This window comes from Nodosilinea nodulosa PCC 7104, assembly GCF_000309385.1.
In the GTDB taxonomy this organism is placed as follows: Bacteria; Cyanobacteriota; Cyanobacteriia; order Phormidesmidales; family Phormidesmidaceae; genus Nodosilinea; species Nodosilinea nodulosa.
The window spans coordinates 1,079,564-1,092,426 of sequence record NZ_JH976537.1 but is presented as its reverse complement, the minus strand read 5'-3'; the positions used below and the strand labels follow the sequence as shown (position 1 = coordinate 1,092,426).

At 49.5% G+C, this 12,863-nt stretch carries 13 protein-coding genes and 1 pseudogene; 11 read left to right on the top strand and 3 right to left on the bottom strand.

Annotation, left to right across the window (positions count from 1 at the left end; translation table 11 throughout):
* A pseudogene (locus LEPTO7104_RS43500) lies at nucleotides 1-103 on the top strand (IS110 family transposase); the annotation flags it as partial.
* A 418-nt stretch (nucleotides 104-521) separates the two neighbouring features.
* Here LEPTO7104_RS43500 and LEPTO7104_RS42215 read toward each other — a convergent pair.
* The 3 genes from LEPTO7104_RS42215 to LEPTO7104_RS39890 form a co-directional block, all read right to left on the bottom strand.
* Nucleotides 522-647 (bottom strand): hypothetical protein, encoded by a 126-nt coding sequence (locus LEPTO7104_RS42215; RefSeq protein ID WP_017297404.1) that lies wholly within the window; start codon nucleotides 645-647, stop codon nucleotides 522-524.
* A gap of 13 nt (nucleotides 648-660) precedes the next feature.
* Entirely contained in the window at nucleotides 661-1,263 is a 603-nt protein-coding gene (locus tag LEPTO7104_RS0104740) for a hypothetical protein (protein WP_026072374.1), read from the bottom strand.
* Nucleotides 1,264-1,928: 665 nt separating this feature from the next.
* On the bottom strand, nucleotides 1,929-2,261 hold the full coding sequence (locus LEPTO7104_RS39890; protein ID WP_155523520.1) for a hypothetical protein: 333 nt from the start codon (nucleotides 2,259-2,261) through the stop codon (nucleotides 1,929-1,931).
* Between the two features lie 110 nt (nucleotides 2,262-2,371).
* On the opposite strand from LEPTO7104_RS39890, the gene LEPTO7104_RS32795 reads away from it, so the two are divergent.
* The 10 genes from LEPTO7104_RS32795 to LEPTO7104_RS0104690 all read left to right on the top strand — a co-directional run bounded on the left by LEPTO7104_RS32795 (nucleotide 2,372) and on the right by LEPTO7104_RS0104690 (nucleotide 12,807).
* Nucleotides 2,372-2,728: a hypothetical protein gene (locus tag LEPTO7104_RS32795; RefSeq protein WP_040695285.1), complete on the top strand. Its 357-nt coding sequence runs from the start codon at nucleotides 2,372-2,374 to the stop codon at nucleotides 2,726-2,728.
* A 95-nt stretch (nucleotides 2,729-2,823) separates the two neighbouring features.
* Nucleotides 2,824-4,680 carry a heterocyst formation ABC transporter subunit HepA gene (hepA, locus tag LEPTO7104_RS0104730; RefSeq protein ID WP_017297402.1) on the top strand — a complete coding sequence of 619 codons (1,857 nt, stop codon included), beginning with the start codon at nucleotides 2,824-2,826 and terminating at the stop codon, nucleotides 4,678-4,680.
* 173 nt (nucleotides 4,681-4,853) lie between these two features.
* Complete coding sequence (locus LEPTO7104_RS0104725) at nucleotides 4,854-5,693, top strand: glycosyltransferase family 2 protein (protein WP_071527186.1); 840 nt, start codon at nucleotides 4,854-4,856, stop codon at nucleotides 5,691-5,693.
* Between the two features lie 218 nt (nucleotides 5,694-5,911).
* The gene (locus tag LEPTO7104_RS32790) at nucleotides 5,912-6,907 is read left to right on the top strand and encodes a glycosyltransferase family 4 protein (protein WP_017297400.1); all 996 of its coding nucleotides are present in this window, start codon (nucleotides 5,912-5,914) and stop codon (nucleotides 6,905-6,907) included.
* 6 nt (nucleotides 6,908-6,913) lie between these two features.
* Nucleotides 6,914-7,798, top strand: coding sequence for a glycosyltransferase family 2 protein (locus tag LEPTO7104_RS0104715; RefSeq protein WP_017297399.1), 885 nt, complete (start codon nucleotides 6,914-6,916; stop codon nucleotides 7,796-7,798).
* Nucleotides 7,799-7,855: 57 nt separating this feature from the next.
* Nucleotides 7,856-8,776 carry a sulfotransferase family protein gene (locus tag LEPTO7104_RS0104710; RefSeq protein ID WP_071527185.1) on the top strand — a complete coding sequence of 307 codons (921 nt, stop codon included), beginning with the start codon at nucleotides 7,856-7,858 and terminating at the stop codon, nucleotides 8,774-8,776.
* A gap of 42 nt (nucleotides 8,777-8,818) precedes the next feature.
* The gene (locus tag LEPTO7104_RS0104705; RefSeq protein WP_017297397.1) at nucleotides 8,819-9,787 is read left to right on the top strand and encodes a sulfotransferase family protein; all 969 of its coding nucleotides are present in this window, start codon (nucleotides 8,819-8,821) and stop codon (nucleotides 9,785-9,787) included.
* A gap of 21 nt (nucleotides 9,788-9,808) precedes the next feature.
* Nucleotides 9,809-10,735: a sulfotransferase family protein gene (locus LEPTO7104_RS0104700; RefSeq protein WP_017297396.1), complete on the top strand. Its 927-nt coding sequence runs from the start codon at nucleotides 9,809-9,811 to the stop codon at nucleotides 10,733-10,735.
* Nucleotides 10,732-11,847 carry a glycosyltransferase gene (locus LEPTO7104_RS0104695; RefSeq protein WP_017297395.1) on the top strand — a complete coding sequence of 372 codons (1,116 nt, stop codon included), beginning with the start codon at nucleotides 10,732-10,734 and terminating at the stop codon, nucleotides 11,845-11,847. The genes LEPTO7104_RS0104700 and LEPTO7104_RS0104695 overlap by 4 nt, the downstream gene beginning before the upstream one ends.
* Before the next feature lie 84 nt (nucleotides 11,848-11,931).
* Entirely contained in the window at nucleotides 11,932-12,807 is an 876-nt protein-coding gene (locus tag LEPTO7104_RS0104690; RefSeq protein WP_225886925.1) for a sulfotransferase family protein, read from the top strand.
* Nucleotides 12,808-12,863 lie beyond the last annotated feature (56 nt).

Here is a 12,863-nt window from a genome sequence, read left to right as displayed (position 1 = left end):
GCTGTTAGGCATCCTCAATGCGCTGGTCACCCAAGGTCAATCGTGGCGAGACCCTAAGGATACAGAACCCGCTCAGACTGCCACGCCAGCCACAAGTGGTTGACAATCAAGATAATCGCTAAATCCCCCTTAAAAAGGGGGACTTTTACCCCCCTTTTTAAGGGGGGCAGGGGGGATCAGCAGGTGGCTAAAGCTACAGCAGATCACTTTTCAAACGCCCTCTGAGAGATCAAGTCGGTTTAAGTAGATTGCCGCACCTAAACGGTGCTATCAGGCGTAGCCATAGCGCATTACCCTATACGCTGGTTGACCGACAAAGCTGATGAAAGCTATGGTCTTACCTAGGTTAGGTAGAGCGCTGGCAGAACCCAACAAACCGCTGCTGCTGTCGGGTTTCACTTCGTTTCATCCAACCCCCAAGTAGAACTTCTGTCAGCCACTCAGATTTATACGACGGTGCGTTGCGCTATCGCTAACGCATCCCGCAAAGGATTAAGGCAATCTAGCCATAGCCAAGACCTCTAGCGGTTATGGCTAGATATTTTGAGCTTGAGGGCATAACCAAAAGTTGAGATATAGACCAGCAGCGTATGGATCAAAATAACCACGGCCAGCATTTCTAGCGTTTCTTCTAGAAAAACGCTCATGCCTACGCTTTGGTTAGTTATATTTCGACCTGTTGAAAACAGGAAAGCTTCGACCATCTCCATGCCGACTGCCCCAGTCAAAAAGACCGCCCCAGACATGAAAAAACGCGACGAAAAAAAACAGCGTAAGTCGCTTGAGGAAAGGGATATAAACAGCGCACACAACAGCCACAATAGGAAGATAGAATAGATACCACTTGTAGTACAAAACACCTTCTCCTCGACCTAAGAAGTAGATGGACAGCGGCCCAATGATGGCGTCGTGGATTCGGGCCGCCTCGTCTAAGCTCATACCTAAAAGCAGCATGCACAACCCTAGCCAGTGCCAGGCAGCATATTTTTTTAGCTGAGTTTCATGGTGAAAAATGAATCCACATAGCCCACCCGCCAGCAGCAGATTTAAGGCCGAAATGTAGGTAGGGAAATTGCCCTCATCACGCATATTGAAAAAATGAAATATTCCCGCCAGTGGGAAGCTTCTGATGTCGAAAAAATTCGCCAGCACATATACAATAATGTGCCCTGCCCCGGCTACGGCTACAATGGCCAGTAAAAACAAGCCAACTCTATTTGGGCTGAGGATTACCTCTGCATAGTGGTTTAAGGTTTTTTGCATGATCTTTCAAAGCTTTAGGGCGGTTTGCAGAAAAATGCGAGCTGGTTACCCGCAGAGGAGCGGTTGGGCACATCTCAGTTTTGTAGTCTTAATCCTGGCTTCGTTCTCTCGTCTCTAAGTGGGGAGAACGATCTAGGAGATCTGGCTTGCGCCTCTGGCGGAAAGTCAGGCTAACAAAAGTGAGATATACCCAAGCAGGTACCGTGCTCTTGGCCCGTTTGGGGGCAATAGCAATGGCCTTATTTACCTTACGTTTACCGTCTCTTAATCTTGCGTCCGGAAGATGCCGCCAATTTTCTGACCTCACTGCGGTACCGCAGTGACTCGATTGGCGATCGCTAGCCCACTCCCAACCATGGCGCTAGGGCTAAGGGCGTAGAGCGTGTTCGCTGCTTGTTACCCTGCAAACGTGCGATCAGGACGTTTTTGATATTTTGATACAGATTTCACCAGACCTTAAACCATGGGTGACCGGGGGGCCGGGTGCAGATATTTCCGGAGATGGCCTTTTAGCCTTGTAAAGGAAAATAACAACCTAAGCCAGCCCTCTACTTTGAGGGTCCTTGTTGCAAAGGGGCTTTGACGGTCGCTCTAGATCTCAGTCTCTTTGCCCTGTTCCGAAATGCCGCCAGGCGATCGGGCAGCGCAGGGGATAGGTGTGCCTGCTAGGGCGGGCACGCTTCGCTTTGTACACCCTGCATACCTGTGTGGCTAAAGGCAGCTTTTGCAACACTTACGCCTTGCAGTAAATGGCTTAGAGGATGCAAAGGAAGGCTTTGGGGGTTGTTTGAGTAGCTTATAGCATGTCTTAGAATCGATAAACCTTGCGTTAGCTGGCTTGAGTGTTGCAAGGAAAGGCTTATGACGTTCAAGGAAAGCAATAAGCCCTTTAAAGAAAGCAGTAAGCCTTCCTTTGAAATGCTTATTGCTTTGCAGTAAGGGATTAATGCCTTGGGGAAATTTTCGGATCTTTTTGACAGGGAGGCAAGATCTGGCATTGCAGAGTTCCCAATTTTTACGGTGATATTGGCTTTCAAGCCTTGGCTACAGTGTGAGCGTTGGGAAAGCCCAACACTGTTGTTTTACATGCCATGGGGGCATTTACAGGATGTCGAGACGCAAAAGACTCTCTGCAATTTTAGAAAAAGCTGAACTGCGGGCCACGTCGATGGTGTCGATTGAGCCGGAGCTAGATTTGGGCAATGGACGAACCCTAGAGATGTATTGGGAGGCTATCAACGCCTTGCGGGCCAAGCAGCAAAAATACAATGCAATGCTGTCGAATGTAGATAGCCTGTATAACGAAATGCTGGCGGAGGAACGAGCGCTTGGCGAAATGTCGGACCACATGCTGAGCGGGGTCAAGGTTAAGTTTGGCCGCGATAGCTATGAGTACGAAATGGCCGGGGGAGTAAGGCGCTCAGAGCGCAAGCGACCCCAGCGCAAAGCGGCGATGACCGCCTAGGGGCGACCAGGCACGTCCACTATTAATCGCTATAGTTGTTTCAAAGGCGATGGCTGACTCAGGCCATCGCCTTTGTTTTTGGAATATTCTTCTCTATGAAATTAACGCTACCTACCTTTGCTCGAAACCTGGTCAAAGCTACCAGCTTTTGGAAAGACAACCAGCTCATTTTGCGCGAGTTCAGGCATTTTCGCTGGATTGCCATTGCCGCCGTTTGCTTTGCCCTAATTGCCGCTGTGTTTGAGGGGCTTACCGTAGGCTTTATTGCCGCGTTTTTGCAGGGGCTAACCAACCCCGAAGAGCCAGCCCTGCGCACCGGGCTGGCCTGGTTTGACCAGGTGGTGCTGGCCACCGAAGCCCCGGCTGCGCAGCGTATCTATCGGCTATCTGGGCTGTTGCTGCTGGGGGTGTGGCTACGGGCGGGCTTTGACTATTTGGGCAACATTTATTCTAAACGCACTGCCCTTAGATTAGTAGACTGCCTGCGCCGTCGGGTTTTTGACCAGTTTGCCAGCTTTCAACTCAGCTACTTTGCTACCTCTAGCCCTGGCTCGTTGATTAGCACCCTGCGGGGAGAAATCAACCAGGTGCAGGCGGCCTTTAACGTGCTGTCTACTTTCGTAGTAATGGGGTCAAAGGTGCTGGCCTATCTGGCGGCGATGCTGCTGCTATCGTGGCAGCTCTTTTTGACCTCGGTGCTGGTGTTTGGGCTGATGTCGGTGGGGTTGACCTCGCTCACCCGGCGGGTGCGCGAGGCTAGCTTTGAGGTGCCCAAGGCCAACAAGGCCTTTACCAACAGCGCCCTGTCGTTTATCAACGGCATTCGCACGGTGCACGCCTCGGGCACCCAGGAGTTTGAGCGCAAGCGCTACTATGCCGCAACCCGCAAGGTTCACGACTCACAGCTAGGGGTCATTCGGCTGTCTAGCCTGGTGCAGCCGCTGATTGAGGGGCTGGGCGCGACGCTGCTGGTGGGTATGGTGGTGGTGTCGTACGGGCTGCTAATTTCTACCGGGCGGCTCAAGGCGGCGGAATTGCTGACCTTTTTATTTGTGCTGATTCGCACTACGCCGCTGGTTTCGGCCCTAAACAATGCTCGGGTTGGGTTTATTTCATCCCAGGGAGCGCTGAGCGCGGTTAACGACCTGCTGCGCCGCGACGACAAACCCTACTTTGCCGACGGCACGGTGACCTTTGCTGGGTTTAAGCACTCGATTGATTTTGAAGCTGTTGACTTTGCCTACAACCCCGATGAGCCAGTGCTGCACGACATTACCCTGTCGATTAAGCGGGGAGAAACGACCGCTTTGGTTGGCTCTTCTGGAGCGGGCAAAACGACTCTGGCTGACCTGCTGCCCCGGTTTTATGACCCCACCCAGGGACGCATTTTGGTGGATGGGGTTGACCTGCGCGATCTCAAAATCAACACGCTGCGCCAAAACATGGCAATTGTGAGCCAGGACACGTTTATTTTTAACACCTCCGTACGCAACAACCTGACCTACGGGGTAGAAAACGCCACCGAAGCCGACATGCTAGAGGCAGCCAGAATGGCCAATGCGCTGGATTTTGTCTATGACCTGCCCCAGGGGTTTGATACGGTGCTGGGCGATCGCGGCGTGCGGCTTTCGGGTGGGCAGCGCCAGCGAATTGCCATTGCTCGCGCCTTGCTTAGAAATCCCGAAATTTTGATTTTGGATGAGGCGACCAGCGCCCTGGATTCTGTAACGGAGCGACTGATTCAAGAGTCGCTAGAGAAGCTAGCCAAGGGCCGCACGGTGATTGCTATTGCTCACCGACTCTCGACCATTGCTAATGCGGACAAAGTGGTGGTAATGGAAAAAGGACGAATTGTGGAGCAAGGCGGATACGATGATTTATTAAAAGAGCGAGGAAAACTCTGGAAGTATCATCAAATGCAGTTTTCTACCAGTCAGACAACTAAGGCATAATACTGTGGCTTACTATCGTCGAGGTACTAAGTTTTCGAATAAAAAATGATTGAGGTTTTGGTGGTCAAGTTAATTATTTCTAGGCAGATTTAGGCTATTTTTTCGGAAAAATGCCATAATTCCACGCGAAAAACTTCTGACTTCAGACATCTCATTGGAGCATCATAGTTGCCATGAACACTAAATCTTGTCTAACCATAGGCATACCAACCTGCGGCAGGCCTGAAGCTATTGAAGGCTGCCTTAGTAGTATCTCTAGAAATCTAAAAATTGATCATAGAATTATAGTTGTTGACAGCCTTATAACTAATAGAAATCTAGATATTTATAGTAAATATCCCGAAATTAAATGCATTCAATTTGATTCTCCGATTGGTCCATCGGCTGCGAGAAAAATAATTATCGAGAACACTCAGACTCCCTATTTATTGTTTCTTGACGATGATAATGAGGTTACGCCTGGTTCAATTGAAAAGATGATCTCATACTTAGAGGAAAAGCCTCATGTAGACATCGTAGGTGCGGCATGGCGAGAACATGGAGATTTTTCGAAAAGAGCGATAGGACAATACTTTCATTTTGGTCAATCAGGAGATAAACAGCTGGTTTACAAAAGTTTTCTTGGGTTTGACGATGCGAATGAGATGAAGATGACGAGCGTAAAAGTCGATGTGGTCCTAGCCACGATGCTCATTCGATGCAAGGTTTTTGAGAGAATCCAATTCGATCCAAGATATGACTTCTTTTTTGAACTATTCGACTTCTTTATGCAATGCTATAGGCAAGAAGTAATTGTCCATGCTTTACCTCAAATCTTCTTTGAGCACAAGCCTATAGCTTATTCTGGAGATACACTCAGGCAAAAAACAGGCTCAGATGTTGATAGGCAAAAGTTTGTTGAGAAATGGGGTCTTCATCCCACAGGGGCAATTGGCTTTCAAGGCCACAATAAGTCTAAAGCCAAATCTTCGTTCCTTAACCGAGGACTGAAACAGTTAGGAATTTTTGGATAAACCTTGCTATCAAATTGTCAGAAATTCCTGAATATTGGGTCTTGTGCAGAGTGTATTAATTAATGCAATGTATTGAAGATCAGCGAGTCAGTTTCTTAGTACTACTGGCACTATCCTATTCTGAGGACTACAGCTCCTAGGCTCCTAGCTCTATGAATACATGTTTTTATCCTAGATTTATTGCTGTTAACCCCTACCAACTCAATTTGGCTGATGCCATGGCCAAATTTGGTATTAGCTCAGAAGGCATTGAAGGTAAACGAGTTTATCTGCCCCAAGAGATCAACAGTCGCGAGGCCGAGCTACTGCATATTCACTGGCTACACGAGTTCTATAGTGAATCTTCTACCCTCAAAGCCTTCCGTCCTTTAATTAAATATGTACTAGGGCTAACCGTCATTAAATTGCGTGGGATAAAGGTCGTCTGGACAGCTCACAACATCAAAGATCACGACGATCGCGAACCCCTGCTCGATCGCATTTGCACGCTGGTTACGGTAATCTTAGCCAATGCCATCATTGTCCACTCAGAAGCAGCGAAAAAAGAGCTGGTTGCACAGTTTCCTTTCAATATTTCCCGCAGAGTGCACGTGATTCCCCATGCTAACTATATTGGGCAGTACAAAAACTCGGTGTCACGGCAGGAAGCCCGCCAGAGGCTTAACATTCCAGAGTCTAAGTTTGTCTTTTTGTTTTTAGGCTTAATTCGACCCTACAAAGGTGTAACCGAGCTAATTGATGCCTTTGAAAAGCTTAACCATCCTGAGGCCCATCTGGTCATCGCTGGTAAATCAAAAGACAAAGCACTACTTGAAACCATCCAGCAGAGGGCAGAGGCTAACCCCTCGATCGATTTCATTCCTGACTTTGTGCCCGACGACGATGTTCAAGTGTATATGAATGCCGCCGATGTGGCGGTGTTTCCCTATCGTCAGATCCTGACCTCTGGAGCTGTGCTGCTGGCAATGTCGTTTGGTCGCGCGTGCCTGGCGCCCAAAAAAGACTGCATTACCGAAGTTCTAACCGAGCAGGGCAGCTTTCTGTACGAGCCAGCGCAGCGAGATGGCTTGTTTTTAGCATTGCAGTCGGCCTTGCGGCAGCAAGAAACTATCGCCGCCAGGGGAGAGTACAACTATAAAATGGCCCAAGCCTGGGATTGGGATGATGTCGCTAAGAAGACCGTGGAAGTTTATCGGGCCTGCTTTGGGGCCTAGGCTGCTATGACCCATTTATTTGTCTCGGTCATTATTCCGGTATACAACGATGGCGATCGCCTGCGCACCTGCCTGGGCCTGCTAGAAAACCAAACCTACCCTAAATCGGCCTATGAGGTGGTGGTGGTAGACAACAACTCTACCGAAGATCTAAAGGGCATTGTCGCCTCGTTTGCCCAGGCGCGCTATGCCTTTGAAGCCAGCCCTGGCTCCTATAACGCCCGCAACACAGGTATTGCCCTGGCCAAGGGCGACATTTTGGCTTTTACCGATTCAGACTGCTCCCCCGCCCCAGACTGGATCGAAAAAGGCGTGGACCAAATGCTTCGCCACAAGGGCTGTGGTCTGGTGGCGGGGCGCATCAACTTTTCGTTTAAAGACCCCCAAAGCCCCACCCCGGCTGAGCTTTACGACAGCCTACACTTTCTACAGCAAGAGAAGTACATCAAGTCGTTTCACTTTGGGGTAACGGCTAACCTGTTTACTACGCCCGAGATTTTTGAAGCGGTGGGGCTGTTTAACCCGGCGCTAAAGTCGGGGGGCGATCGCGAGTGGGGACAGCGGGTATATGCTGCTGGGTATGAGCAGGTTTACGCCGAGGATGTGGAGATTTGCCACCCCGCTCGGTCTGAGCTAAAAGAGCTGAGCCAAAAGCTACGCCGCGTCTACGAAGGCGAGTTTTACATTAAAAATCAGCTTGAGCTACCACCCATCAAATTTTTAGGCGTTGTTCTGGCTGACTTAAAGCCTCCGGCTAGCCACCTAATACAGATTTTGAGAAATAGCAATATTAGAAATGTGGGAAAGCGAATTCTGGTTGTCTATATCTACCTGTATCTAAAGTTGGCTAAGGCGCTTGTTAACGTGCGGCTTTACTGGAATAACGCCTAAGTATCTTGTTAACCCAAGCACCGCTACATCTAAAGAATTTCAGTATAGGCAAACCCAATGAACACTAGCACAATTGATTTCTTAGGCGTAGGAGCGCAAAAGGCAGGTACAACCTGGCTCTGGAGCATTCTAAAAAGCCATCCCGATGTGTGGATGCCGCCGAAGAAAGAGCTGCACTATTTTGATCGCGATCGCAAATATCCCTCCTGGAGCTATCTGGCAGAAAAAAAACTGATTAATCGTCTCATCGGGAAGGAAACCTATCACCAAGAATTTCGACGATTGCTCAAAGAAGATTTGTCAAGGGCAATTAGATCGGGTAGCTGGCGGCAAATACGCTGGATGACGCGCTTTTACTTTGGCACCTATGGGGATTCTTGGTACCTGTCATTGTTTGCCGACGGCGGTCATCTGCTCAAGGGTGAAATTACTCCCGACTATTCGCTGATCGATCTAGATGATATTCGATCGATTAAAACGCTCTTGCCAGAGCTGAAAATTATTTTAATGCTGAGAAATCCTGTGGATCGGGCCTGGTCTCAGGTTCGATTTGAGTATACCAAAGGTCGGTTTAGCCATCTCAATGAAGCAGCTAAAATTAAGCATATTTTAGATCAACCTAAAGTGTCTAGACGCGGCGACTACGTTCGTATGATTAACGATTGGACGGCAGTTTTTGGTAAAGATGCCGTGTTTATTGGTTTTTATGACGAAATAGTTTCCGATCCGCAGCGTTTACTACAAAAGGTTTGCGCCTTTCTCAATTTAGATGCTCTGAAGCTTCCCCCCAAGAATTTGGCTGAGCGCAAGAATGTATCGGTTGAAAAAAGTATACCTACCGAGATAGAGTTTCTGCTGGCCGAAAAATATGAAGGCGAGATCAAAGAGCTGTTGACTATTTTAGATAGCGACTATATTGCGGCATGGCTTGGCAAGACAGAATCCATACTCGCTAGAGCGGCTCAGGTAAACCCCTAGCATTCTGCTGATTTAACTGTTCTCCTACCGATTAACTTAGCTATGAATGTTGTAGAAACTGCTGCCTTAGCCAAGGCGGGTGGCGATCGCCCTGAGCTGGTTAAGCCTATTAACTGGTTTAATCTGCTGAGCTGGGCGCGACAAACCGCAGTCGTTGATAAAAAGTATTACCACAGCCAGTCGCGACCCTTCTCTACTTCCAGACTGTGGCACCTGGCTTTTCCCAATCTCAGTCGGCCTATTTTTATCGTCGGTTCGCCCCGATCTGGCACCACCTTTCTAGGTTCATGCATTGCCGACATTCCAGAAATTTCCTACCACTTTGAGCCAGTAGCTACTAAAGCTGCGGCTCGCTATGTGCACAGCAACGAGTGGAGCTTTAGCAAGGCCAGTCGGTTTTACCACTTTGTCTATGGCTGGCTTCTGCGCCTGCATGCCGATGGCGATTTGCGATTTGCCGAAAAGACTCCCCGCAACTGCTTTTTGATTAGTTTTTTGCACCAGGCTTTTCCTGATGCCCAGTTTGTTCACATTATTCGAGACGGGCGAGACGCGGCCCTTTCCCATAGCAAAAAGCCCTGGTTGCAGGCTGCCTCAGCGGAGTCTAACAAGCGAGAGTCGAGTGGCTATCGCCACGGTCCCTATCCGCGCTTTTGGGTAGAGAGCGATCGCGCCCACGAGTTTGAAACCACCAGCGATATTCACCGCTGCATTTGGGCCTGGCGGCGCCACGTCAGCGCCATTTTAGAGCAGGCTCAAACCCTCCCGGCGGCTCAGTACTACGAGCTTCGCTACGAAAATTTAGTCTCTCAGCCTCAGCAAGAGGCCGAGCAGTTGCTCGACTATTTGGGTATTCATAACCCAGTCTCTGCTCAGTGCCTGTACCAGGCCTTTGCCCACGCCAGGGCTGACTCGGTAGGGGGATGGCAGCGCCAGCTTTCAGCCGATCAGCTTCAGCATATTGAGCAAGAAGCAGGCCCCCTGCTGCGCCGTCTGGGCTATTCGTCTTAAACGATGCAAGAGAGTATGGTTATGCAAACGCTGGCCCCCATTTTTCTCGTCGGCTGCCCTCGCTCGGGCACCACCCTGCTTCAGCAAATGCTAGATGCCCATCCGGAGGTGGCGATCGCGCCAGAGACGCACTTTATCCGAAACTTCTGGCTCAAGCGCGAGCAGTACGGCAGCCTAGAGAGCGATCGCGCCTACCAGCTCCTGCTCCAAGCCATCGTCGATCTGCCCGAATTCGCCGAAATGGAGCTATCGGCTCCCGACTTCATCGCAGCGGCCCAAACCCTGGAGCGCAGCTACAAAAATCTATTCGGTCTGGTGCTCAGCCAGTTTCGCCAAAAGCGCGCCGTCGCTAGGGTTGGCGAAAAAACGCCTAACCACCTGCTCTACATGCAAACTCTCCAAGAATTTTTCCCCGAGGCTCGCTTTATTCATATTATTCGGGACCCTCGGGCGGTCGTTAACTCCTGGAAAAAAGTGCCCTGGACCACGGGCAGTATTGGCGGCGATGCGGGCGTGTGGCGGCGCTACATGGCAACGGCTCGGCAGTGCCCTCCCGCCGATGGCGCTATCTATAACCTGCACTATGAAGCCCTGGTTTCTAATCCCGAAGCAAGCCTCAAAGCAATCTGCCAATTTTTAGGCCTCTCGTTTCAGGCCGCCATGCTGGACTACTATCGACAAGATTCTAAAGGAGTCAACGTCAGCCGCGAACCCTGGAAGGGCAACGCCGTCAAGCCCGTCAGTGCTGACTCCCTAACCCGATGGCAGCAGGACATGACCCCCGAAGAAATTGCCACCGTCGATTGGGTGGTTAAAGACGAAATGATGCGACTGGGCTATGAGCCCTACGCTTCCGGTTGGCAGGTCTTGTGGGTGGCAACCCAGCTTAAAACCGAGCGCAGCTTCAATCGAGCCAGGCAGTACGTAGAGAAGCGGATAAAGCGATGAAAATTGGCTACCTACACCTGGGCAAGCCCGAGCACGGGCTGCATCGCTATGGTCGTCTGCTAGCGGCAGAAGCTAGACGTAGAGAAAACCTGGCAGTTTTAGAGGTTCAAGCTGATCTAGGCCCTAGCTGGTTCAGCAACCTCAGAGTTCTCTGGCAGGCTGCCAAACAATTAGCTGAGGCGGATATTGTCCATATCCAGTACAACCAAGCTATTTGGGGAAACAATTTTAGCGTTATCAACCTGATGGTATTTATGGCCGGGTGCAAAGCGCCACTAGCTGTTACGTTACACGACGTCTACTGGCAGCAGTACGCCTTTAAAGTCCGCGACATGCTCACATTCCTGAAGGCAATGTATGGGTTTAAGGCCTCTGCTCTCTGGCTGCTCGTTAATCATGCCAGCCTGTTATTGGTCTGCACCAAAGAAGAGAAAAAGCGACTGGCATCTATAGATAGCATCCGAGAAAAGGTTGACAAAAAAATAGCGATTATTCCCCATTTTGTAGAGGCTAGAAGTCTGGCAGTGGATAAGCATCAATCTCGGATCTTGCTGGGCATTAAAGAGGATATTGTAGTTACTCTGCTGGGATGGATCCATCGTCGCAAAGGGCATGAGCTGCTGGTGGAAGCTATGGCTACCCTGCCTGAGAATGTGAGGGTCATATTTGCGGGGAAATGTAGCCCTGGTTCCGAAACTTTTTTAGATGGCTTATTTACCCTGGCCAAATCGCTCAATGTTGCCGATCGATTGCAGGTTACAGGCTATCTAACTGAAGACGATCTCAACCTGTACCTGGCCGCTACTGATGTTGCCGTATGTCCATTTAAAACATGTTCGGCTTCAGGCTCGCTATCGACCTGGATCTCAGCCCGAAACCCTAATATTTTAGCCTATAGCCTTCCCCAGATTGAGGAGTATAATCATCTGGTTCCAGGGGCAATCAGCACTTTTGAACCTTACACGGGCGAAGCTTTATCTAAGGCGATTTTTAAGCTGATTTCGAGCCAAGCTATATCGACAGACAGAGTTGACGAGTTGGGAGAAAGGCTAAGCTTAGGTTCAGTCTTTGATAGCCATCAAAACTGCTTCGATAGATATTTTATTGCGTAGAAAAAGAATTTATTTGTTTTGCCCTAAGCTTTTCAGGTTTACGCTTTAGACACCTTCTGGCCGTTTAAGCTTTTGGAGTTTGCTGTGGTTGACCCTATTCAAAACTATCTACTTATTTTTGGTGCCATGAAGTGCGGTACCACCAGCCTGTTCAACTATCTGGCTCAGCATCCCCAGATTGTGGGCTGCATCAGCAAAGAGCCCAACTTCTTTACCCATGAGAAGTCGTGGGAGAAAGGGTTTAAGTATTATCAAAGTCTTTGGCAAGTAGACCCTGGTCAGCACCAGATCGCCATGGAGGCCTCGATCAATTACTCAAAGATACCCCGGCTGCCCAATGCCGCCGATCGCATCCTCACCACAGCCAAGCAGGAAAACGTCAAATTTAAGTTTATCTACATCATCAAAAACCCAGTTGAGCGGATTATTTCCCACTGCACCCACGACCTGGAAGAACGCTGGTCAATTCGCTACAAGCAGCCGATCGTCAACGGTATCCCTTACCCAGCCATTGAAGTCTCAAAGTACGCGATGCAGCTAGACGAATACTTTAAGCGGTTTGACCCTGAAGATATTTTGCTGCTCAATGCCGACGATCTTAGAAAACAACCCGACAAAATTCTCAAACAGGTCTGCCAGTTTCTTGGGGTGGATGCCGACTTTGAGTTTTCTGATTTGGGCAAACAGCACAATAGCTCTACGGGCAAAAAAATTACCAACCGCGCCTGGCCGGTAGTGGATAAATACATCGCCTCTCCGGTGATTTGCCGGTTGCCCCACAGCTATCGAGAACCCGTAATGACCACGGTGCGCGGCTGGTTTAGCACCGGACGGGTACAGGAAAAATTTAAGCTCTCTGAGGAACAGTACAGCTTTGTAGTAGACGAGCTGCGCGACGATTTGAAACGACTACAGCAGGTCTATGGGGTTGATATTGGCCAGTGGGGACTGGAGGTTTAGCTTCACCCCAAAGGCTACCTCACTTCCGTTAGATTTACCTGTCTAAAACTTTTTTC